Source organism: Streptomyces sp. 3214.6 (genome assembly GCF_900129855.1).
Taxonomy (GTDB): Bacteria; Actinomycetota; Actinomycetes; order Streptomycetales; family Streptomycetaceae; genus Streptomyces; species Streptomyces soliscabiei.
Genome location: NZ_LT670819.1, coordinates 7,586,347 through 7,608,480, shown reverse-complemented (window position 1 = coordinate 7,608,480; position 22,134 = coordinate 7,586,347). Strand labels below are relative to the sequence as shown.

The window sequence follows — 22,134 nt, the reverse complement described above, 5'->3', positions numbered from 1 at the left end:
GGACAGGTCACTTCACGCCCAGGATCTGCTCGATCGGGTCGATCGCGAAGTACACCACGAACAGCGCCGACGCCCCCCACAGCAGCCAGTGCACGTCCTTCGCCTTGCCGAGGACCGTCTTGATGAGGACGTACGCCAGGAAGCCCGCGCCGATCCCGTTGGTGATCGAGTACGTGAACGGCATCACGGCGATGGTGAGGAACGCCGGGATGGCGATCTCGTACTTGTCCCAGTCGATGCTCTTGACCTGCGTCATCATCAGGAAGCCGACGGCGACCAGGGCGGGGGCCGCTGCCTGGAGGGGGACGATGGTGAGGACCGGCGTCAGGAACAGGGCGAGGGCGAAGAGGCCGCCGGTGACCAGGTTGGAGAAGCCGGTGCGCGAACCCTCGCCGACGCCGGCCGCCGACTCGATGTAGGAGGTCGCGGAGGACGACGAAGCCGCGCCGCCCGCGACCGCCGCCGCGCCGTCGATGAGCAGCACGCGGCCCAGGTTGGGCACCTCGCCCTTCTCGTTCAGCAGTCCCGCCTCCGCGCTGATGCCGACGACCGTGCCCATGGTGTCGAAGAAGTCGGACAGGATGAGCGTGAAGACCAGCAGGACGACCGTGATGGCGCCGGTCTCGCCGAACGCGCCGAACAGGCTGAAGTGGCCGATCAGCCCGAAGTCGGGGGTGCCGACCAGCTTGTCGGGCCATGAGGGCGTGGTCAGGCCCCAGGACTTGATGTCGGCGATCGAGTTGATGACGATCGCGAGCACCGTCATGGTCACGATGCTGATCAGGATCGCTCCCTTGACCTTGCGTGCGAGCAGCCCGATCGTCAGCAGCACGCCGAGGCAGAAGACGAGGATGGGCCAGCCGCTGAGCGTGCCGGTGCCGCCGAGCTGCACGGGGACGGTGGTGTTCGCGGCGTCGGGGATCCGGCTGACGAAACCGGCGTCGACGAAGCCGATGAAGGCGATGAACAGACCGATGCCGACGCTGATCGCCTGCTTGAGCGGCTGCGGGATGGCGTGCATGACGGCCTCGCGCAGACCGGTCACCACCAGGACGCAGATCAGCAGGCCTTCCAGGACGATGAGGCCCATCGCGTCGTCCCAGCTCATCAGCGGGGCGATCTGGAAGGCGACGACCGCGTTCAGGCCGAGGCCCGCGGCGAGCGCCAGGGGCAGGTTGCCGCCGACGCCCATCACGATCGTCATGACGGCCGCCACCAGGGCGGTCGCGGTGGTGAGTTGGACAGTGTCGAGCTGGTGCCCGAACTTGTCCTTGGCGCTGCCCAGAATGATCGGATTCAGGACAAGGATGTAGGCCATGGTGAAGAACGTGGCGAAGCCGCCGCGTATCTCCCGGCCGAAGGTGGATCCCCGTTCGGAGATCTTGAAGAACCGGTCGACGCTGCTCGCCGCAGTCGGCGGGGCAGTTGGCCGGTCGGCCGCCTTCTTCGTCTCGGACATGACTGGTACTCCTAGGTGCCTGAACGATCTGGGTGCGGATGCTGGCTGGATTGTTCCGTCGTTGAACCCTCTTCAGGTTTTCGCCGTGTTACGGAATCGGGTTCCGCTCTTGTTCGGCCTGCCACATGATGTTCGAACCCCCGTACCAAACCAAGTGGTCGATCACTGCTACGCTTCCCGATCTCGTCCCGACAACCTCCTCGGGATCCCCATGTCATTCACCTGACACGCACAGGCCGCACCCCGACGGGTGCCAGAAGTCGCATCGAGAAGAGGTCACCCGTGGGCACAGTCGTCGACGACGCCGCCTCCGTGGAATTCCATGCCTTCTTCGACCGTCACTACGCGGAACTGTCCCGCCTCGCCCATCTGTTGACCGGTGAGGCGGACGCCGCCGACGACCTGGCGGCGGACGCGCTCCTCGCGCTGTGGAACCGCTGGGACCGGGTGCGCGCGGCCGACCATCCGGTGGCGTACGCCCGTGGCGTCGTCGCCAACCTGGCCCGCACCCGTATCCGCAGCGCCGTCCGTGAGCGCCGCCGGATCGCCCTGTTCTGGTCGCAGCGCGAGGAGAAGACGGAGAACCCCGACATCGCGGGCGTGGTGGACGTCCAGTCGGCGTTGCGTAGACTGCCGTTCCGCAAACGGGCCTGTGTGGTGCTGCGGCACGCCTTCGACCTCTCGGAGAAGGACACCGCGCTCGCCCTCGGGGTCTCGGTGGGTACGGTGAAGAGCCAGACCTCCAAGGGAATGGCCGAGCTGCAGAAGCTGCTCGGCGCCAGGGGAACTCCGCTCAAGGTGCCCGCGATGGTGCGCACCGGTGAGGCCACGGCCTCGGGAAGGGACCGATGACGATGCAGCGGGACGTGCACGACGAGCTGCGCGCCCGGCTGCACGGGGCGGCCGAGGCACATGAGCCCGACCGGGCGCGCATCCTGGCCCGGGTCGAGCGCGGTATGGCGGGGCAGTCGCCGGACCGGTCCGGCCATCGGGCGACCCGCCCGCCCCTGTGGGGCTGGGTGCGGATCGTGGGGGCCACGGCCGCGGTCGCGAGCATGCTCGCGGTCGGCGGCTACGCGGTCGCGTCCGCGGTGAAGGACGACACCCCGCCCCAGCAGACGGTCTCCGTGTCACCGCCCCCGATCGAGTCCCCGGACGCGACGAGCCGCCCGCCGGCCTCGCCGAAGGCCACGCCGGGTTCCGGCGGCGGCGCGAAGGGCCCGGCGAAGCCGAGCCCCTCCCCGACACAGACCTCGCGGGCGACGCCCACCCCGCCCGCGGCCGAACTGCCGGCGAAGAACGACGAGCAGGACGGCCCGCTGTGGTCGGACGGCTCGATCGACCCGCACAGCAACGACTTCTGGGCACAGAGCGACGTCACCCTGAAGACGTCCGAGGTGCTCACCGAGCTCACCGTGCAGCTGAAGGTCGCGCAGACCGGCGGGGTCTCCTCGACGGGCGCCTGGCGCTCCCTGCCCGAGGACGACTTCACCTTCACGGTCGCCGAGCAGAACGGCTTCCTGGTCTACACCTGGGTGCTCAAGGAGGGCCGTACGGTCGCCAAGGGCAACTGGGTGTTCGCCGGGCAGTACAACCACGACCGCGGCGGCCGGGACGCCAAGGGCGACACCTATGCGATCAAGGGCAAGTCGGACAAGCAGCAGGGTTCCGTGGGCGGCGACTTCGCCTCCCACGTGGACGGCGAGGGCGACTCGTAGGACGGGTCGAGCAGGACTCGTAAAAAAACTTCTGAAACAGCGGCAACCCTTTCCTCACCGGTGACGACCACCAGGCGCAAGAGTCACCACACACTCGAGGACTCGGTCCATGAGCACGCACAAGAGACGACCCCTCACGCGCCGACGGGTGCTCGGGGCCTCCGCGATCGGTGTCGCCGCCACCGGCGCGGCCGTCGCGGGCGGCGCCGGCCTCCTGTCGTCCGCGTCCGCCGCCGCCTTCGGCTATCGGGACGACGGCAGGAACTACGTCGTCGACACGGGATCCTCGCTGGTCTTCAAGGTGTCGAAGACCACCGGCGACCTCACCTCGCTTCTCTACAAGGGCAAGGAGTACGAGGGCTACGGCGGCAAGCACTCCCACGTCGAGTCCGGCCTCGGCGCCTCCGCCGTCACCGTCGAGCACTCCGGCCCGACGATCCTGATCAAGGTCGTACACGGCCCGATCACCCAGTGGTACGCGGCCCGCAGCGGCCAGAACAACATCTACCTCTGGACGAACAAGGCCGACGCCTCCTTCACCGCGACCCGGTACATCGTCCGGCTCAAGCCCGGAATGTTCCCCAACACCGGCTCCGACTCCTGGATCGAGGCCTCCGACACGATCATCGAGGCCGGTGACGTGTGGAGGCGCGCGGACGGCACCACCCACTCCAAGCACTACTCGGGCAGACGCACCATCGACTACGACCACGTCGGCTTCACGACGGGTTCGGTCGGCCTGTACCTGGTCCGCTCCAACCACGAGAAGGCCTCCGGCGGGCCCTTCTACCGGTCCCTGCTGCGCCACTCCAACGACAAGGGCGCGGGCCTCTACGAGATCCTGCACTACAACGAGGCCCAGACCGAGGCGGAACGTTTCGGCCTACAGGGTCCGTACGTCCTGGCCTTCACCGACGGCGCCGCGCCGTCCCCGTCGTTGTTCCAGGACAAGCTGGACACCTCCTGGGTGGACGGCCTCGGCATCACCGGCTGGGTCGGCAGGGCGGGCCGTGGCAAGGTCGCGGGCGTGGGCCTGAAGGGCATGGACGCGAGCCACCCCTACACGGTCGGCTTCGCCAACCCGGCCGCGCAGTACTGGGCGAAGGCCACCGCCGGAACGGGCGCGTTCTCCTGCACGGGCATACTCCCGGGCACCTACACCCTGACCGTGCACAAGGGCGAACTGGCCGTCCACACCGAGACGGTGAAGGTGACGGCGGGCGCGACGACGACCTTGCACACTCTCTCGATCACCGGCGACCCGTCCGCCGCGAAGACGCTCTGGCGGCTCGGCGACTGGGACGGCACCCCCGGCGAGTTCAAGAACGCCAAGCTCATGACGTACGCCCACCCGTCCGACGCCCGCGCCGCGAAGTGGACGGGGAACGTCACGATCGGCGGCGCCGACGCGGCCGTGTCCTTCCCTGCGTACGTGTGGAAGGACGTCAACGACGGCGTCCTTGTCTACTTCAAGCTGACCGGGGAGCAGGCGGCGGCCGCGCACACCCTCCGGATCGGCGTCACGGACGCGTTCGCGAACGGCCGCCCGCGGGTGTCGGTGAACGACTGGGAGTCGCCCGTTCCGGCGGCCGTCGCCCAGCCCTCGACCCGCTCCCTGACGACAGGGTCCTACCGGGGCAACAACCACACGTTCACGTACCACGTCCCGGCGAGCGCCTGGAAGAAGGACGTGACGCAGTACAACGTGCTGAAGCTCGGCATCGTGAGCGGTTCGAGCGGCACGAGGTTCCTGAGCCCGGGCACATCGTTCGACTGCATCGACCTGCTCGCCTGAGAACTTGCCGGCCCGAGCCCCTCTCGGGACGGCAACAGGGACGCCCCCCACCGCTGGAACCCGGTGGGGGGCGTCTCCTCGCCGTCCCCGCGGGACGGGACAGGCACTAGTTCATCGTCGTGCCGATGGTCGTCGACCCCGTGGTCAGGAACGTCGTCGTCGGCAGGGCGCCGTCCGGCCTTCGGGGGCCGTACGCCGTCGTCGCGTCCGTCGACCCGAAGGCCGGTGTGGCAACGCCGGCGTCCCAGTTGTTGGCCGCGGAGACGGCCGAAGACCCCAGCTTGTCCGGCCCGCCCCTGTCGCTCACTGCGAGGTTGCGGGCGAGCCGGGCCTTGCCGGTGGCGAAGTAGAAACCCGTTTTCGCGTTGGCGTAGGCGGTGTTGCGGTTCAGCACGATCGCGCCGGTGTTGGAGTTCTCGGTGAAACCGTTCAGCGTGTTGTCCCAGGCGGCGTTGTTGTCGACGAGGTGCGCCACCGCGACGCCCCCGCCACCCAGCTTGAAACCGTTTCCGTTGCCCTCGAAGGCGGAGTCGCCCCAGCGGTTCCTGCCGTTGCCGAAGGCCCACGAGTGCTCGATGGTGACCGGGGTGGAGAACTGCCACAGGTCGACGCCGTCGTCCGAGTTGTTGTACAACCGCGCCCCGGTGATCCTGTTGCCCGTTCCCGAGCCGAACTTGATGGCGATGCCGTCCGCGTTCTGCCCGTGCCCCGCGGCATCGTAGTTGCCGTAACTGTCCAGGTTCTGCACGAGGTTGTTCACCGTGCCGTCGCCGCGCAGGGTGAATCCGGAGTCGCCGTTGTTCGCGGTGACCAGGTTCTTGAAGATGCCGCCGGTCGACGAGGTGACGACGAAGCCCTGGGCGGGCGAGGACTGGAAGGTGAGGTCCTGCACGGTCCAGTAGCTGCCGTAGATCCCGGCGAGCCAGGACCCCGCGGGCAGCTTCGAGCCGTCGATCCTCACCTTCTCGCTGCCGTACGCGCGCAACGTGATGCGGGCCGAACTCGTGCCGTTGGCCGTCGACTTGAGCGTGGCCGTCGGATAGTACGCACCGGCCCGGACCTGGATGACGGCGCCGGCGACCGCGTTCCTCACCGCCGACTCGAGCTGTGCGGTGGTGGACACGGTGACCGTCGACGAGGCGGCCTCGGCGCCGCCTTTCGACAGACCGAGGTACACGCCGCCCGCCCCGGCGGAAACGGCCACCGCGGCGGCGATCGAGAGGGTGCGCGTCCTGCGGTGACGTCCGGTGCTCAAACGCACGGGGCGTTCCTTTCGCTGAGGCCGATGGGACGAAAGGGGCCGGAGGGGCCGCCCCGGCCCGTTTCTGCCCACCAGTCGCCGCCACGGCCGGAAAGGGTTGCCACTCGCCCGCGAAAAGGATCGAAACTTTCGCTCGCTCCCACCCCGGCCTCACCGATTGACGGCCCGATCCCCGCTGGTGACACTCCGAAGGCACCGCACCCCACAGAAACGCCCAAAGGAAACCCCCACACTCACACAGGAAGTGTCATGCGCCGCCTGGGTATCGTCCGCACACTGCTGCTGGCCCTCTTCCTCACCTTGCTGACCGCCCCGCCCGGCACGGCGGCGGCCACCACTCCCGGAGCCCCACCCGTGCACCACCCGAAGTACGCCGGCTACCTCTTCGCCTACTTCACCGGCGAGGGAACGGCCGACGGCGAACAGATCCGCTACGCCCTCAGCCGGGGCAACGACCCGTTGCACTGGCGGGAGTTGAACGGCGCAAGCCCGGTCCTCACCTCGACCATCGGGGAGAAGGGCCTGCGCGACCCGTTCGTGATCCGCTCCCCCAAGGGTGACAGGTTCTTCCTCATCGCCACCGACCTGCGCATGTACCAGAACAGCAGCGGCAGTTGGGACGACGTCCAGCGCCACGGCAGCAAGTCGATCATGATCTGGGACTCGACCGACCTGGTTCACTGGACCGACCAGCGGCTGGTGAAGGTGGCCCCCGACAACGCGGGCAACACCTGGGCACCGGAGGCCTACTGGGACGACAGCCTCGGCGAGTACGTCGTCTTCTGGGCGTCCAAGCTGTACGCCGACGACGACCCCCAGCACACCGGATCGACGTACAACAAGATGCTGTACGCGACGACGAAGGACTTCCGTGCCTTCAGCGCGCCGAAGGTGTGGGACGACCCGGGTTACTCGGTCATCGACTCCACGGTCGTGAAGCACAAGGACACCTACTACCGCTACACGAAGGATGAGCGCGACCCGTCCTCCAGCTCGCCCTGCTCGAAGTTCATCACCGGCGAGAAGTCGACGAGTCTCACCTCGACCAGGTACGACTTCGTCGCCGACTGCATCGGCAGCGGCTCGATCAGCCGGGGCGAGGGGCCGACGGTCTTCAAGTCCAACACCGAGAACAAGTGGTACCTGTTCATCGACGAGTACGGCGCCCGCGGCTATGTCCCCTTCGAGACGACCGACCTCGACTCGGGCCGCTGGACCATGTCGAAGGACTACCAGCTCCCGGCGAGCCCCCGGCACGGCACGGTCCTGCCGGTGACGCAGCAGGAGTACGACCGGCTGCTGACCGCGTACCCGAGCACCCCCACCTCGATCGTGGACGCGACGGCGAAGCACCAGAAGGGGTACGCCGTCGTCACCGAGTCGGCCTCGAAGGTCGTCCTGCCGATGGAGGCGGGGGCTGATCTGCGCGGCCTCGCCCCGAAGCTGTGGGTGACCGAGGGCGCCTCGGTCACCCCGCGCTCCGGCACGCGTCGCGACTTCCGCACGCCGCAGACGTACACCGTCACGGCCCCCGACGGAACGCGCCGCATCTGGACCGTGGAGGCCGACCGCCGGTGACGGTGCGTCAGCCGACGAAGTACGTCGGGTTCGGGAGCTTGTACTTCCTGTCGGCGTAGCCGCCGTCGAGGTCCGAGTACTGGTCGCCGAAGTTGGCGATGATCTCGTACCCGAGGTCGTCCTCGATGTGCTTGCGCGTGCCGGATTTGTACTGCACGGTCGTGCAGTTCCAGGTGCCCGGCGTCGCGCAGGCACTGAGGTAGGACGGCGGGTTGGCCGCGTCCTTGAGGAAGATGTGGGCGGCGTCGAGGTTCACGTCGGCGCCGACCTTCTTCAGGTTCTCGACGGCCGAGGCGCGCTGCGACTCCTTCAGGCCCGAGTTGTAGAAGACCTCGACGCCCTTGGCCTTGGCGTACCGCACCAGCTCGGGGCTGCCGAAGACGGCCGGACGGTTGGCCTGCGCCACGTACTCGGCCCAAGTGGTCGAGTTGTACGTGTAGTTGGTCTTCTTCTCGTAGTCGAGGCTGAGCAGCAGCGTGTCGTCGATGTCGAAGACGACCGCGGGCTTCTCGCCCTTCTTGAGCGCCTTGCGGGCGGCCTTGTCGATGTACTTCCTGGCGGCCTTGTCGATGCTCGCGAGGTCCTTGGCGTAGGGACTGGCCGGCGACGCCTGGTACACGCCGTTCGCGTCCGGCGCGGTGCCGTAGTAGGTGTCGATGTCCTTCACCAGGAGCCCGATGTTGTAGGGCTCGTGGGTGGAGTTGGCCGTGGACTGGCCGGCCGTCGCCGCGCCGGCGCCGTACAGGGCGGCGCCGGCGACGGCGCAGGCCGCGGCGAGGGCCGCGATACGTAGTGACTTATGCATGACACGTTTTCTACGCGCGTCACGCGGCTGGGCGCGAGAGCCGTTGCCCGATCGATACCCGTTCGCCGGGCAAAAAACGGGTCAAGCGGTCGGGTCCGGCGCCCAGCCGGCCCAAGGGCCGGTCAGTTCATCGTCGCTCCGATGGTCGTCGAGCCGGTCGTCAGGAACGTGGTGGCGGGCAGGGTGCCGCTGGAGCTGCGTGCGTTGTACGTGCTGCTCGCGTCCGTCGACCTGAAGGCGGGGGTGGAGACGCCGGAGTCCCAGTTGTTGCCCGCCGAGGTGACCTTCGAGCCCTTGTTGACCGCGCCGCCGCCGTTGCCGACCGCGAGGTTCTTGCCGAGCTTGGCGGAGCTGGTGGCGAAGTAGTAGCCCCACTTGCTGTTGGCGTAGGCCGTGGTGCGGTTGATGACGATCGCCCCGGTGTTGGAGTTCTCGGTGAAACCGTTTCCGGCGTTTCCCCAGGCGGCCGAGTTGTTGATGACATGCGCGACGACCTCGTCGTCGCCGCCCAGCTTGTAGCCGTTGCCGTCGCCCGCGAAGGCCGAGTCGGACCAGCGGTTGACGCCGTTGCCCATGGACCAGGTGTGCTCGACGGTGACGGGCGAGGAGAAGGACCAGAAGTCGATCCCGTCGTCCGAGTTGTTGTAGAGGCGGGCGCCGGTGATGAGGTTCCCGGTGCCGGAGCCGAACTTCACGGCGATCCCGTCGGCGTTCTCCCCGTGGTTCGCGGCGTCGTAGTTGCCGTAGGAGTCGATGTTCTTGACCGTGTTGTTGACCGTCCCGTCTCCGGTGAGGGTGAAGCCGGAGTCGCCGCCGTTGATGGTCTTGATGTTGTTCCAGTTGGTGCCGGTGCAGGACTGGCAGACGACGGCACTGTCCGGGGAGTTCTGGAAGGTGATGTTGGAGACGTTCCAGTAGTCGGCGGTCAGTTTGAAGATCCAGTCGCCGTCGGGGAGCGAGGAGCCGTCGATCTTCACGGTCTCCGAGCCGTACGCCGTGAGGGTGACCGGTGAGGAGGAGGTGCCGTTGGCCGTGGACTGGAGGGTGGCCGTCGGGTGATAAGTGCCACCGCGCACCTGGATGACCGTGCCGGCCGTGGCGGTCTTGATGGCGTTGGACAGGTCCGTGGAGTTGCTGACGACCACGGTCGCGGCCTGTGCGTGGGTGGGGAGGACGGCGAGACCCGCGCCGGCGGTGACGACGGCGAGAGCGGTGAGGGAACTCCTGATGCGGCTCATGAGGTGGGGATCCTCTCGTCATTCGGGTGGGAACGGATCACAGGACGGCGTCGAGCCAGGCGAAGACCTCGTCCTGCATACGGTCCGTGAAGACATGGCCGAGCCCCGGCCAGATCTCGGTACGGAGCCGCTCCTCGGCGTGGCGGGAGCGCCAGACGGCGCGCATCCTGGCGTAGGCCACCCGGACGCCGTCGACGGGGAACAGCGGATCCTGCTCGCCGCCGAGGAACAGCATCGGCCTGGGTGCGGCGATGCTCGCCACGTCGGGGAAGTCGAGGAACCGGGGAAGGCCCGGGTGGAGCATGTAGTAGGAGGACTGCCCGCGCAGGGTGTTGTTGCCGGGCACCATCATCCAGGGAGGACCCGAGGTTGAAGAAGTTACCGGCCAGGGCCTGCTGTTGGTCGTAGCCGAGCGGCCCCCGGTCGCCCCAGCCCAGGACGTCCACGGCGAGGACCACATACCCGCGGCGGGCCAGTTCGTCGCCGACGAACCGCCCGCTGAAGTACTTCTGGGCCCAGCCCTGCGCGGAGGCCAGCCGGACGTCGTCGTACCAGGGCCGGACCAGCTTCTCCTTGCCGATGTCGAACTTCGCCCCGTGGTCGTGCAGCAGCAGCACGGCCGGGAAGGGGCCCTTGCCGTGCGGGGTGAGCAGGGCCGCGCGGACGTGTTCGTACCGGGTGAGGGAGAGGGTGACCAACTCCCAAAAGTCCCGGACCGGGGACCGTCCCCAGGCGAGCGGGAAGGTCAGCGCGGCCTTGAGGGCGGGGTGGAAGTCGGGGAGCGGTCCGTGCACGACGGCCGCCTCGGCCGCGCCGGTGGCCACTCCCCCGGTCAGCAGCGCGGCCCCTGTCCCGACCACGAACGCCCGCCGACCCACCGGGTCATGGACGCCGCTCATACGGCCTCCAGTCCCCGAGATAGGTCCGCCGGGTGTGCGTCGCCGCCTCCTCGGCGGTCAGTTGCGGACGGTTCTCCGGTACGGAGATCGCGGCACCGGGGCCTGAGTTGGCGTACTCGCGGAAGCGCATGGTCTGCCAGGGGTAGGCGTCCCGCATGTTGGTGTAGGGGGTGACGGCGTCGATCCCGGGGCCGATCCACGTGTCCCGCACGACCAGCGAGGGCCAGGCGGTCGTCTCGTACGACGGCACCCAGGGCCGCGCGATCTTGTACGCCGCGTCCTCGGCGTCTGAGGTGATCCGGCCCCGGAGGGCGAGGAAGCCGTAGGGGTTGGCGCGGGCGGTGGCGGGGGCGAAGACCATGCCCTTGGGGGTGAAGCTCACGTCCCGTTGGAGGGTGTGGAAGTGGCAGGCGTCGAAGACGGCCCGGCCCCGCCCGAAGACGAAGTCGACGTCGCCCTCGATGTAGCAGCGGTGGAAGTACTGCAGGTCGAAGGCGTCCAGCGCGGTGGTGTCCGCGAACAGGGTGTCCTGGTGGGCGAGGAGCCGGACGTTCTCGAAGTGCGTGCGGTCGCCGGCGACGTAGGCGGCCACCGCCTGGGTTCCGGTGATCTCCGGGTGGTCGGCGCGCAGCCAGTCGTTGGCGAGGGTGAGGTCGCGGACGGTGAGGCCGGGGGCGGCGGAGGTGAAGGTGGCGGAGCCCGCGGTGCCGTAGGTGCCCGAGCCGTCGGGCTTCGGTGTGCCGTTGGCGTTGTTGTAGACGATCACGACGGCGCGTGGATCCCGGCTCGCACCTCGTAGGGTCAGCTCCCCCTTTTCGGCTGGGATGTTGACGACCTGACGGTAAGTGCCCGGCTGCACGACGATCGTCCAGCCGGGTCCGTCGACCGCGTCCACGGCCGCCTGCAGCGAGTCGCCTGGGCGGACCTGCAGGACACGGCGGGTGTGGGCGAAGGCAGGAGTCGTGGCCATGAGGGCGGCGCCGGTGAGGCCCGCGAGAAGGGTGCGTCTGCGCAGCATGTCAGCACTCCCCCTTCCAGGGCTCCCAGTCGCCGAGGTAGGCCTCGCGGGTCGCCGACTCGGCCTGTTCGGCGGTGAGTTGGGGGCGGTTCTCCGGCACGGAGACCACGGCTCCGGGGCCGCTGTTGCGGTATTCGGCGAACCGCTGGTTCTGCCAGGGGAAGGAGTTCGACATGTTGGTGTAGGGCGCTACCGCGTCGAGGCCGGCGTCGAGGCGGGTGTCGCGGACGGTGAGGCTCGGGCGGGCGGTGGTGTCGGAGCTGGGGACCCAGGGGCGGGCCAGTTCGTAGAAGGCGTCCGGGGCCGCGCTGCTGACCCGGCTCCGGCTGACCAGGTATCCGAGCGGGTTGGCGCCGGCCGTGGAGGGCGCGAAGACGAAGCCGTAGGGCGCGGCGGCCAGGTCGGTGCGGTTCAGGGTGCGGAAGTGGCACTGCTCGTAGACGGCCGTCGCCCGGCCGAAGACGAAGTCGACGTCTCCCTCGGCGTAGCAGTGCGCGTAGTACTGGCGGGCGAAGACGCCGAGGGCGATGGAGTCGGCGTACAGGGTGTCCTGGTGGCCGAGGAAGCGGCAGTGGTGGAAGGCGGAACGGTCGCCCTGGACCTTGATGGCGACAGCCTGGGTGCCGGTGATGTCGGGGTGGTCGGCGCGCAGCCAGTCGTTGGCGAAGGTGATCCAGCGGGCGGTGAAGCCGTCGGCCTGCACGGTGGTGGTGGCCGATCCGGTGGTGCCGTAGGTGCCGCCGCCTGGCTTGGGGGTGCCGGCCGCGTTGTCGTAGACGATGACGACGTCACGGGGGTTCTCGGAGGCGCCGATCCAGGTGGCCTCGGTGCGGGTGACGTCGACGGCGACCGTTTCCCGGTACACGCCCGGTGCGAGGACGAGGGTCCAGCCGCTGCCGGTGGTGGCGGCGACGGCGGCACGGACGGAGGTGAAGTCGCCCTGACCGTCCGGGGCGACGTACAGGGTCTGGGGGCGACGGGCGGCGGGGCTGCCGTAGCGGCCGAAGGGGCGGCGCTGTCCGGTGGCTGCCCGCACGGGCGGGGCGGCGAGGCCGAGGGCGGCGACCGTGCCGGCGCTCGCGGCGAGGAATCCCCTTCTGGACAGGGGGAGTTGACCGAGGTGGGGCGAGGGCATGCGGGTGCTCCTTCGCGGTGCGGCGGTGCGGCGGTGCGGGGAGAAGGGCCGGGGCGACGAGTGGGCGCCGCCCCGGTCGTCGTACGGACGGCTCAGCCGAGGCGTCCCGCGCCCGCGCCGCAGTCGACGATCCGCGGAACGGACCGGGTGGGGTCGACCTTGGTGCGCAGGGTGGGCGTCCAGCCCGCGCCGGACCGCAGGATCTCGGTCGGCACCTCGGCGTTGTGGACGGCGATCAGGTCGGTCGGCTCACCGTTGACGTAGTTGTCGGCGGCGGTGAGCGGCGCGTCCTTCCACTTCTTGAGGATCTTCCCGGCGCCGGTCCCGGCCGGCAGCGTGAAGGCGTTGTGCTCGGCGACGAGCTGGGACTCCATGCCGATGCCGTAGCTGTAGGAGTAGCCGTCACCCGCGACGAAGTGGTTGTTGTAGGAGTCGACCTGCCCGAAGCGGACCCTGGGAGCCCGCTCCACGAGGTTCGAGAAAAGGTTGTGATGGAAGGTGACCTTCAGATGGCCCCGGTCCACCGCGGCCGTCGAGGCGCTGTCGCTGTTGCCGATCAGGATCGTCTTGTCGTGGTCGGTGAAGACGTTCCAGGAGGCGGTGACGTAGTCGGCGCCCTTGACGATGTCGAGCTCGCCGTCGTGCTGCTCGAAGATCCGCCCGTAGTACGAGGGCAGCGTGCTGTCCGGGTGGTCGCCGTCGGTGAAGGTGTTGTGGTCCATCCAGACGTGCGTCGACCCGTAGACCACCGCGCTGTCGTACTCGGAGTTCCAGTTTCCGTCGGCGGTGTCGGTCGGGTCCCACTGCGGGAAGCAGTCGAGGGGGCTCTCGAAGGACAGGTTGCGGACGATGACGTTGTCGACGCCCTTGATCTGCAGGCTGGCGCCCTTGAAACCGGCGCCCCGGCCTATGCCGACGATGGTGGTGTTGGCGGGCACGGTGGCCTTGATGTAGGCATCCTGGTTGGCGGCGGAGGCGCGGCGCAGACCCTCGGGGCTGCCGTCGGGCTCGGCGTCCAGGTTCTTGTCGTGGCCCCAGACAGCGGGGTCGTAGGTCTTCAGGTAGGTGTCGAAGTCGTACTCCGGCGCCGCGAACGAGGCGCAGCTCGGCCCGTCGGCGTCGATGGTGCCCTTCACCTTGATGATCTTCGGCGCGCTGCCGCCGGCGGCGAGGGCGGCCTTGAAGCCGGCCCAGTCGGTGACGGTGTGGACGTGGGCGGCGTCGGCGGCCGACCCGCCCGTCGTCCCGGTCCCGTAGGACCCCCAGCCGTCGTTGACGCCCAGAGCCTGCCGACCGAGGTCAGGGGAGGCGGAGTGGGAGTGGGCCTGGGACTGGGCGGACGCCGTGCCGGTGACGGACAGCACCAGGGCGGTGCAACCCACCAGAGCGGCTATGACGCGAGCATGACATAGCTGTGTACGCGATACCTGTGTACGCAATACCTGTGTACGCACTGTGCGGGTCTCCTCTGAGTGAAAGAGCGGTGCGTGGTGCGAGAGCGGTTACGAAGGCGGCGCGGGTTACGAAAGGGGCGCGGGCCAGGTGATCCAGGACGTGGGGATCTCGTCGTGCAGCCGGACGACGTCCCGCGGCGCGAGCACCCGCGTCCGCAGCAGCTCCCGGGCGACGAGTCGCGCCACGGCGATCGCGCCCGGTGGATTGAAGTGCGTGTTGTCCTGCTCGGTCGCGGTCCAGTTGAAGTACGTCTTCGTCGCCTCGACCCCGAGCTGCTGCCACAGCGCGAGCGAGAGGGCCTGGACGTCGAGCAGCGCCACCCGCTCCGACTCGGCGAGCGCGCGCATGGCGGCGGGGTACTCGCCGTGCGTGGGCAGGGCGTTGCCTTCGGCGTCGAACCTGCGGCGCTCGACCGGTGTGGCGAGCACGGGCCGCGCGCCCTTCGCACGGGCGCCGTCGATGTACATCCGCAGGTAGTCCTGGTACGTCGTCCAGGGCTCGGTGTACCGCGTCGGGTCGGTGGTCTTCTCGTCGTTGTGCGCGAACTGGATCAGCAGGAAGTCCCCCGGGCGGATCGCGGCGAGGACGGCGTCGAGCCGGCCTTCGTCGACGAAGCTCTTGGAACTGCGTCCGTTCACGGCGTGGTTGGCGACCGGCCGGTCCTTGTGCAGAAAGAACGGAAACGCCATGCCCCACCCGGTCTCGGGAGCGGCGTCGGAATACTTCTGGGCGGCGGTGGAGTCACCGGCGATGAAAAGCGTGCGGGGCCGGGATCCACCGGCGTGGGCAGGAACGGCTGCCGCGGCACCGAGAGGAAGGGCGGCAAGGGCCGCGGAAGTGACCTGTCTGCGGGTAAGGGACACCAACGTGCACCTTTCAACAGAGGGTAGGCAATGAAGGGGCGCGGGGAACTGCGCGACCAGCCCCAACCGGCCGGCAGTCCCCCACGAACCGAAACCGCACGAACTATCCGTGGTTCTTCTTCCAGTCGGCCTGCGCGGCGTTCAGCTGCTCGGCCAACGTGTCCAGGAATTCCTTTGCGCTCATCTTTCCGAGCAGCACCTTCTGGTAGTTCGGCTCGTTGTCCGCCTTCGAGATCGTGTTCCAGTCGGGCAGGTAGTACGGGAACTGCACGATCTTGGTGTTGGCTCCGTTGAGCGCCTCGGCGGCCAGCTTCGTCGGCTCGGCCTGCTGGATCCACGCGTCCTTCGCGGCCTCGGTGTTCGCCGGGATCTGCCCCGCGGCCTTGTTGTACTTGGAGTTCTCCTCGTGCGAGACGGCGAACTCCACGAATTTCCAGGCGGCCGTCTTGTTCTTGCTGGTCTTGAAGACGCTCAGCCCGTCGACGGGGTTGGAGACCTGCACCCGGGCGCCACTGTCCTGGGTCGGGCTGGGGATGCCCCGGAACTTGTCCGCGCCCAGTGCCTTCAGGTGGTCCTGGTAGGAGCCGAGGTTATGGCTGAGCATGCCGATGGTGCCGCTGTCCCACTGGGCGACCATCTTGGTGAAGTCGTTGTTGACGTCGGCGGACGGAGTGTCCTTCTTGTACAGGGCGACGTACTTCTCCAGCGCGGCGGCGAGCTTCGGGTCGTTGACGGTGGTCTTGTCGCCGTTCCAGAAGGTGTCGATGCCGGACTGGCTGTACGCCGCGTCCAGGGCCGGCGCGATGGATCCCTCGCCGCCGCGGATGGTGAAGCCGAACTCGTTCTTGCTCTGGTTCGTGAGCTTGTCGGCGGCCTCGTAGAACTTCGTCCAGGTGGTCGGCGCGTCCAGACCGGCCTTCTGGAACAGGTCGGTGCGGTACCACAGGGTGCCGTTGTTGGACGAGGTCGGGATCTGGTACAGCTCCTTGCCGCCGCCGGCCGACCGGCTGCTGTCCAGCAGGTTCTGGCTCAGCTTTCCCTTCAGGCCGCTCTTCTCCAGCCGGCTGTCCAGCGGCTCCAGCGCGCCCTGCACCGCGACCTCGGCGAGCATCGCGGTGCCCACCCCGCCGACGTCGGGCAGACCGCCGCCCTGGATGGCGGTGTCGTACTTGGACTGCGCACTCGCGGCCGGGATCCCGACGTACTTGACCTTGATGTCCGGGTTGGCCTTCTCGAAGTCGGCGATGATCTCCTTCCAGATGTCGGTGCGGACACCGCCGTTGTTGTCCCAGAAGGTGATCTCACCCTTGCCGGAGCCCTCGCCTCCCTTGTCCCCCGCGGCGCCGCTGCCGTCGTCACCACAGGCGGTGGCGGTCAGCGCGAGCACGGAGCCCAGGGCGACGGCCAGGGCGGCGCGCCTGCTTCTGCGGATGCTGCTCTTCATATGGTCGGCTCTCTTCTTCTGGATCCCAACGGAGATATGAAGTTGTGGGGGGTCATGGGGGGGGTCACCGGACGGTCGGGTGGTCGCCCGGGACGGTCGGGTGGTCGCCCGGGACGGTCGGCGGGAGCGCGGCGCCGATCCGTGCCTGCGGCCCGGAGAACCGGGTGACCAGCGCGGGAACGGCCGCCGCCGGGTCAAGCCGGTAGGCGTAGAACCCGCGCGGGTCGAAGGCGGCGCCCCACTCGTCGGTGCGCCCGCTCGTGTTGCGCAGGATCGACCCGCGCTCGACCAGCTCGGCCGTCGCGTCGGCCTGGTAGGGATGCTGGACGCCGTCGTAGTAACCGTTCTCGATGACCATCTTCGTGTGGCCTCGCGACCAGTTCCCGTACGTCCACACCGGGTCCCCGTCGGCCACCTGCGCCGACACGTAGTTGTTGTAGAGGTGGGCGTAGGCGCAGTTGTCGGCCGAGGGGTTGCGCTGTTTCGTGCCCGTGAACCAGTTGTGGTCGATGGTGATCTGGGTGCGGACGTTGGTCGTCCAGCCGATGCCGAACGCCTTGTTGTGGTTGCTGAATCGGTTGTAGGAAACGGTGATGTACTGGCTGTCCTTGCGGATGTCGAGCAGTCCGTCGCCCATGTGCGTCAACGTGTTGTGGTCGATCCAGACGTGGTCGACGGTGTCCATCTGGATCGCGTCGAAGTCGGTCGTCTTGCCGTCCCAGTCGCCCTCGACGTAGGAGTCCCGGATCGTCAGGTTGCGGATGATCACGTTGTGCGTGCCGGGGTTCAGGTGCAGTTCGCCGTGGACGATCTCGCCGGTGTCGCCGACGCCGATGATCGTCTTGTTCGAGGTCACGACGATGTCGGAGCCGAAGGGCTCGACGGCCACCGCGCCCTTGACCCGGATGACGTAGGGCTCCTCGGCGGCCGCGTACTTCGCGAGCCGGGCCTGGTCGGTGACGGTGACGACCGTGCCGCCGGCGCCTCCGGTGGTGCCCCCGGCGAGGGAGGCGAAACCGTGCGCCCGGTCGCTCCAGCGAGCCGCCGAGGACGTCGGGGCGGAGGACGTCGAGGACGTGGCGGCGACGGTGGTCGTCGGCCGGGCGGCGGCCCTCGCCTCGCCGACCGCGCCGAGGCCGAGCGCCGCCACCAGGCCGGCCACGGCCGCCATGACCAACCAGGGTCTCGGCAAGCGCTTGCTAGGGAAGTGCGTCATTGCGGCTCCCAACAGGCGTACAGAGCAGGTGAGTTAAAGAGGTCTGATCCGGAACTCGTTGAACGTGGCGGCCCCCGCGTGCCCGGTTCCGACCGGCGCGACGGCAAAGAGGCCGAGCAGGGCGCCGACCCAGCGCCAGGGAGTGGCGGCGAAGACGGGGCCGGACCAGCGCAGCCCGTCGCCGACGTCGTAGGCGAAACGGCAGCGGGCGCCCGCGCCGATCTCGATCCGCAGTCGGGCCCGCCCGTCGGGGGCGAGCCGCGGGTGAGCGGCGTCACGTTCCCGCTCGGCGACCTGTTCGGCGAACCGGTGCACGAGGTGGACGGCGCCGTCGGCGCCGCGCTGGAGGCCGATCCAGCCGAAGGCGTCGCCGAGGACCGCCAGCCCGGCGCGGGCGTCCGGCTCCTCGCTGTGCAGCCGCAGCTCCACCTCCACGGTGGACGGGACGCCGGGCAGTCGTTGGGTGAGGATGTTCGGCAGGGTGCGCAGGTCGTACGCGTCGGCCGTCCGTACGCAGGTCAGGCGCAGTCCGTCGGCGGAGTGCTGGGTGGCGAGGCCGTCATGGGGGTTGGCCGTCCACGACCACTGGCGGCCGAAGCGTCCGCCGGGGAAGTCGTCGTCGGTGGCGGGCGCGGCGGCGGGCTGCACGGGCAGGCCGGGCCGCCGGTGCCGGAGGACGGGAGCGCCCTCGTCGCCGATGACCGGCCAGCCCTCCGGACCCCAGCTCATGGGCTGGAGGTGGACCACGCGGCCGTACGCGCCGCGCTGCTGGAAGTGCAGGAACCAGTCCTCGCCGGACGGGGTGCGCACCCAGCCGCCCTGGTGGGGGCCGTTGACCTGGGTGTCCCGCTGTTCCAGGACGACCCGCTCCTCGTACGGTCCGAAGAAGTCCCGGGCGCGGAAGGCGCCCTGCCAGCCGGTCTCCACTCCCCCGGCAGGGGCGAGTATCCAGAACCAGCCGTCGTGCCGGTACAGCTTCGGGCCTTCGAGGGTGAACCAGCCGGGGATGCGGTCCCCGTCGACGATCAGCTTGCCCTCGTCGAGGACGGCCGTCCCCTCGGGGTGCATACGGTGGCCGGTGAACCGGTTCTTGACGCCCGCGCGGGACTTCGCCCAGGCGTGGACGAGATACGCCTCGCCGCTGTCGTCGTCCCACAGGGGGCAGGGGTCGATGAGTCCCCTGCCCTCCTTCACCAGGTGCGGACGGGTCCAAGGGCCTCTGATCTCAGGGGCGTTGACCTGGAAGATGCCCTGGTCGGGGTCGCCCCAGAAAATCCAGAAACGGTCGTCGTGCCATCTCAACGCCGGTGCCCAGACACCGCAGTCGTGGCGCGGGGCTTTGAACTCCCCTGCGGGTTCGAGGCGTTCGAGGGCGTGTCCGACCAGGGTCCAGTTGACCAGGTCGCGCGAGTGCAGCAGCGGCAGGCCGGGGGCGCGGCCGAAGCTGGAGGCGGTGAGGTAGAAGTCGTCGCCGACGCGCACGACGTCGGGGTCGGACCAGTCGGCGTTCAGGATCGGGTTCGTGTAGGTGCCGTGCGGCTCGTGGGTCACTGGCTGACCGCCTTCCGGACCAGTGCCGCCGCCTCGTCCCGGTCCGGGCGGCCGTCGGCGACGACGGTGACGACGCGCCGTACGGCCGTCTCGCCCGGCGGGATCGGCAGCCGCTCGGCAGAGGCCAGCGAGGATCCGACGCCCGGATACTCGCCGGTGCGCACGAACCAGGGGTCGCGGCGGGTGGTGTCGGTGGCGCCCGCGAAGACGAGGGTCCAGCCGGCGCCGGCCAGGGCGAGCCAGTGGGCGCGCTCGCCGTGGACCGAGGCCTCGCCCTCGGTGTCGGCGGTGAAGACCTGCGGAGCCCCGGCCTCCTTGCGGGCGCGCCAGAAGAAGCCGCCGTAGGCCGCGCCGGGGCGGCCGTTCGTCGCCGGACTGCCGATCGACAGCGGGCCGGAGGTGACGTTGGTGAGGGAGAAGGTGAAGTCCAACGCCCAGGCGGTGTCGGTGAGTTCGGTGGCGGCGACCGTGCGGCGCTCGCGCAGCAGCTCGGCCCCGGCGGCGACCCAGCGCAGCTCCTCGACGAAGCCGTCGGGGTCGCGCAGCTGGAAGGAGCCGTGGCGCTGGGCGCCGTGGTTGTCGAGCTCGGTCGGGCCCTGATCCCGGACGTAGGTCCGGCCGCCCCAGAAGTTGTGCCCCTCGACGTCGGGTACGGCTACACCGACGCCGAGGTGGTGTGGGTGGTCGGCCGGGCTCAGTTCGGTGACCGTCGTGCCGGCCAGGGTGGTGACGGGGTGCAGGTAGGGGCGCGGGGAGAGCCGGGCGGGCAGTTCGGGGCGGGTGACGTAGCGGCCGACCGGGCGGCCTGCGACGCGCAGGACGACCGGTGCGTCGGGTGCCGGTGCGGTCATCAGGGGCTCACCTCTTTCGGATGCGCGGTCGTGAACGCCCAGGGGGCGCCCAGTTCGGAGTAGAGGGCGAGGGTGTCGGCGGCGGCCGCGACGAGGCCGTCGATGCCGGGGACGACCCGCCGGTCCTCGTCGGGCAGCAGGCGCCAGGCGTCGTCGGGCAGCTGGACCGGGTCGGGGGCGGTCCGGATCGCCTCGACGACCCGCATGAACGACTCGGTCGCGGCGGGCGGGACGAGCAGTTCGGCCCCGTCGGTGAGGTGGTCGACGAGGTTCTCCAGCAGGTCGGTGCGGCCGTACTCGTACTCCTCGGGGCCGTGGTCGGCTCGCTGGAGCAGGACGCGGTCCTGCTTGTACCAGTACGTGATCCGGCCGCGGCTGCCGTGGACGACGACGTACGGCTCGTCGGGTTCCTCGGCGCACAGGGTGGCCGCGACGACGATGTGACGGCCGTCGGCGGTGGTGACGCGGACGCACGAGGTGTCGTCGGACTCGATGGCGTTGGCGTGCGCCAGCTCGGTCTCGATGCCGGTGACATCCTCGGCGCGGGTCGCTCCGGCCAGCGCGAGGGCGGTGGCGACGGCGTGCGCGAGGGGGTTGGTGAGCGCCCCGTCGATCACGTCGACGCCGTTCAGCCGCCGCTTGCCCGCCCAGGGCGCCCGCCGGTAGTAGGACTCGGCGCGCGCCCAGGCCCCGGCTCCGCCGACGCCGTTCACCTCGCCGATCGCGCCGTCGGCGATCAGGGTGCGGATCGCGGGCACGGCGTGCGAGCCCAGCGACTGGAAGCCGATCTGGCAGACCACGCCGGCCTCGGCGACCCCGTCGGCCATCCGGCGGAACTCGGCGTAGGACGGCGCGGGCGGCTTCTCCAGGAGCAGGTGCACGCCCTTGCGGGCCGCGGTCAGCGCCAGGTCGGTGTGGGTGGGGATGGGGGTGCAGACGACGGCGATCCGGGCGCCGGTGGTGTCCAGCAGGGCGCCGAAGTCGGCGGACTGCTCGGGCGTGCCGAGGCCCTCGGGGATCTCGTCCGGGGCCAGCGGGGTCAGCTCGCAGATGCCCGCCAGCCGGACGATCCCCTTGTCCTGGAGTCGGCGGATGTTGTCCAGGTGCCAGCGGCCGTGGCCGCGCGCACCCGCGAGGACGATGGGGACGGCGGTGCCTGTGGTGCCTGAAGTGCCTGTGGTGCCTGTGGTGCCTGTGATGCCTGTGATGCCTGTGGTGCGTGAAGTGCCTGAAGTGCTCATGGGGTCCTCCCTGCGCCCGCGCCGCGTGCCACCTCGCGGTCGGCCGCCGCGGCGCTGTCGATCTTTTGGTGCAGGGTAGGCGTCCAGCCGACGTCCGCCGTGCGATCACGCTCACTGCCGCTGTTGTAGGCGTTGTGGATCGCCAGGAGGTCGACGGGCCAGCCGTTGAAGAGGGTGCCGGTCTGGTGCAGGGCGGTGCCGTTCCAGCTCTTCACCAGGTCGGCGGCCTCCACATGGCCGGGGGTGTGGAAGGCGTTGTTCTCTGCGTAGATCGCGGACTCGGTGAACGTGGCGTAGTCGGCGCAGTCCAGGTGATGGCCGTCGGCATCGGTGTCGGCGTCAATCGTCCCGGCGATCTTGATGATCTTCGGGGTGTCGCTGCCGCCGTCGAGGGCGCGGAGGAGTCCGGCGCGGTCGGTGACGGTGGGAACGTGGGCGTCGTCCGCCGCCGATCCGCCGGTGGTGCCGGTGCCGTACGCGGCCCAGCCGTCGTCGGCGGCGAGGGTGTCGCGGCTGAGGTCGCGGGCCTCGGCGTGGGCGGGAACACAGAGGGTGCCCAACGCGACCCCCGTCACCACGATCTGACGAAGCCTCATCTGGCGTGTCC

The 22,134-nt window shown here is 69.5% G+C and carries 16 protein-coding genes and 3 pseudogenes; 4 read left to right on the top strand and 15 right to left on the bottom strand.

The annotated features are described in order from the left end of the window. Positions 1–7: 7 nt before the first annotated feature. Positions 8–1,459, bottom strand: a complete 1,452-nt coding sequence (locus B5557_RS34415) for an NCS2 family permease (RefSeq protein ID WP_079663128.1) — start codon at positions 1,457–1,459, stop codon at positions 8–10. A gap of 282 nt (positions 1,460–1,741) precedes the next feature. Between B5557_RS34415 and B5557_RS34410 the strand changes: the two genes are divergently transcribed. From B5557_RS34410 to B5557_RS34400, 3 genes are all read left to right on the top strand, one after another. Further along, positions 1,742–2,311 (top strand): SigE family RNA polymerase sigma factor, encoded by a 570-nt coding sequence (locus B5557_RS34410; RefSeq protein ID WP_079663127.1) that lies wholly within the window; start codon positions 1,742–1,744, stop codon positions 2,309–2,311. Continuing rightward, positions 2,308–3,177, top strand: coding sequence for a hypothetical protein (locus B5557_RS34405; RefSeq protein ID WP_079663126.1), 870 nt, complete (start codon positions 2,308–2,310; stop codon positions 3,175–3,177). The genes B5557_RS34410 and B5557_RS34405 overlap by 4 nt, the downstream gene beginning before the upstream one ends. Positions 3,178–3,286: 109 nt before the next feature. Continuing rightward, positions 3,287–4,972 carry a rhamnogalacturonan lyase B N-terminal domain-containing protein gene (locus B5557_RS34400; protein WP_079663125.1) on the top strand — a complete coding sequence of 562 codons (1,686 nt, stop codon included), beginning with the start codon at positions 3,287–3,289 and terminating at the stop codon, positions 4,970–4,972. Positions 4,973–5,078: 106 nt separating this feature from the next. Here B5557_RS34400 and B5557_RS34395 read toward each other — a convergent pair whose 3' ends face one another. After that, complete coding sequence (locus tag B5557_RS34395) at positions 5,079–6,233, bottom strand: right-handed parallel beta-helix repeat-containing protein (RefSeq protein WP_079663124.1); 1,155 nt, start codon at positions 6,231–6,233, stop codon at positions 5,079–5,081. Between the two features lie 249 nt (positions 6,234–6,482). On the opposite strand from B5557_RS34395, the pseudogene B5557_RS34390 reads away from it, so the two are divergent. Then, positions 6,483–7,799 (top strand): annotated as a pseudogene (locus B5557_RS34390) (glycoside hydrolase family 43 protein); the annotation flags it as partial. 19 nt (positions 7,800–7,818) lie between these two features. On the opposite strand, the gene B5557_RS34385 reads toward B5557_RS34390, so the two are convergent. From B5557_RS34385 to B5557_RS34325, 13 genes and pseudogenes are all read right to left on the bottom strand, one after another. Then, entirely contained in the window at positions 7,819–8,616 is a 798-nt protein-coding gene (locus B5557_RS34385) for an HAD family acid phosphatase (protein WP_079663123.1), read from the bottom strand. A 122-nt stretch (positions 8,617–8,738) separates the two neighbouring features. Then, complete coding sequence (locus tag B5557_RS34380; RefSeq protein ID WP_079663122.1) at positions 8,739–9,854, bottom strand: right-handed parallel beta-helix repeat-containing protein; 1,116 nt, start codon at positions 9,852–9,854, stop codon at positions 8,739–8,741. A gap of 37 nt (positions 9,855–9,891) precedes the next feature. Continuing rightward, positions 9,892–10,753, bottom strand: a pseudogene (locus tag B5557_RS34375) (dienelactone hydrolase family protein). After that, the gene (locus B5557_RS34370; RefSeq protein ID WP_079665160.1) at positions 10,737–11,768 is read right to left on the bottom strand and encodes a pectinesterase family protein; all 1,032 of its coding nucleotides are present in this window, start codon (positions 11,766–11,768) and stop codon (positions 10,737–10,739) included. Before B5557_RS34370 ends, B5557_RS34375 begins: the two are co-directional and overlap by 17 nt. A gap of 4 nt (positions 11,769–11,772) precedes the next feature. After that, a complete protein-coding gene (locus B5557_RS34365) occupies positions 11,773–12,906 on the bottom strand; it encodes a pectinesterase family protein (protein WP_079663121.1) in 1,134 nt (377 codons plus the stop codon). A gap of 92 nt (positions 12,907–12,998) precedes the next feature. Continuing rightward, the gene (locus tag B5557_RS34360) at positions 12,999–14,345 is read right to left on the bottom strand and encodes a pectate lyase family protein (RefSeq protein WP_443031301.1); all 1,347 of its coding nucleotides are present in this window, start codon (positions 14,343–14,345) and stop codon (positions 12,999–13,001) included. Positions 14,346–14,426: 81 nt separating this feature from the next. Further along, positions 14,427–15,224: a rhamnogalacturonan acetylesterase gene (locus B5557_RS34355; protein WP_079663120.1), complete on the bottom strand. Its 798-nt coding sequence runs from the start codon at positions 15,222–15,224 to the stop codon at positions 14,427–14,429. Between the two features lie 103 nt (positions 15,225–15,327). After that, the gene (locus tag B5557_RS34350; RefSeq protein ID WP_079663119.1) at positions 15,328–16,668 is read right to left on the bottom strand and encodes an ABC transporter substrate-binding protein; all 1,341 of its coding nucleotides are present in this window, start codon (positions 16,666–16,668) and stop codon (positions 15,328–15,330) included. Between the two features lie 91 nt (positions 16,669–16,759). Further along, positions 16,760–17,884, bottom strand: a pseudogene (locus B5557_RS34345) (pectate lyase family protein); the annotation flags it as partial. A gap of 33 nt (positions 17,885–17,917) precedes the next feature. Next, positions 17,918–19,435 carry a glycoside hydrolase family 43 protein gene (locus B5557_RS34340; RefSeq protein WP_079663118.1) on the bottom strand — a complete coding sequence of 506 codons (1,518 nt, stop codon included), beginning with the start codon at positions 19,433–19,435 and terminating at the stop codon, positions 17,918–17,920. Further along, positions 19,432–20,286, bottom strand: a complete 855-nt coding sequence (locus B5557_RS34335) for a PmoA family protein (protein ID WP_079663117.1) — start codon at positions 20,284–20,286, stop codon at positions 19,432–19,434. Before B5557_RS34335 ends, B5557_RS34340 begins: the two co-directional genes overlap by 4 nt. Then, positions 20,286–21,527, bottom strand: coding sequence for a Gfo/Idh/MocA family protein (locus tag B5557_RS34330; protein WP_231976121.1), 1,242 nt, complete (start codon positions 21,525–21,527; stop codon positions 20,286–20,288). Before B5557_RS34330 ends, B5557_RS34335 begins: the two co-directional genes overlap by 1 nt. Continuing rightward, entirely contained in the window at positions 21,524–22,123 is a 600-nt protein-coding gene (locus tag B5557_RS34325; protein WP_173877765.1) for a hypothetical protein, read from the bottom strand. Before B5557_RS34325 ends, B5557_RS34330 begins: the two co-directional genes overlap by 4 nt. Between the last annotated feature and the right edge of the window lie 11 nt (positions 22,124–22,134).

What these genes read in the sequence shown, in the direction of transcription:
- B5557_RS34415 (WP_079663128.1), bottom strand. Translation starts at nt 1,459, where the DNA reads ATGTCCGAGACGAAGAAGGCGGCCGACCGGCCAACTGCCCCGCCGACT.
- B5557_RS34405 (WP_079663126.1), top strand. Translation starts at nt 2,308, where the DNA reads ATGACGATGCAGCGGGACGTGCACGACGAGCTGCGCGCCCGGCTGCAC.
- B5557_RS34400 (WP_079663125.1), top strand. Translation starts at nt 3,287, where the DNA reads ATGAGCACGCACAAGAGACGACCCCTCACGCGCCGACGGGTGCTCGGG.
- B5557_RS34385 (WP_079663123.1), bottom strand. Translation starts at nt 8,616, where the DNA reads ATGCATAAGTCACTACGTATCGCGGCCCTCGCCGCGGCCTGCGCCGTC.
- B5557_RS34380 (WP_079663122.1), bottom strand. Translation starts at nt 9,854, where the DNA reads ATGAGCCGCATCAGGAGTTCCCTCACCGCTCTCGCCGTCGTCACCGCC.
- B5557_RS34365 (WP_079663121.1), bottom strand. Translation starts at nt 12,906, where the DNA reads ATGCCCTCGCCCCACCTCGGTCAACTCCCCCTGTCCAGAAGGGGATTC.
- B5557_RS34350 (WP_079663119.1), bottom strand. Translation starts at nt 16,668, where the DNA reads ATGAAGAGCAGCATCCGCAGAAGCAGGCGCGCCGCCCTGGCCGTCGCC.
- B5557_RS34335 (WP_079663117.1), bottom strand. Translation starts at nt 20,286, where the DNA reads ATGACCGCACCGGCACCCGACGCACCGGTCGTCCTGCGCGTCGCAGGC.
- B5557_RS34330 (WP_231976121.1), bottom strand. Translation starts at nt 21,527, where the DNA reads ATGAGCACTTCAGGCACTTCACGCACCACAGGCATCACAGGCATCACA.
- B5557_RS34325 (WP_173877765.1), bottom strand. Translation starts at nt 22,123, where the DNA reads ATGAGGCTTCGTCAGATCGTGGTGACGGGGGTCGCGTTGGGCACCCTC.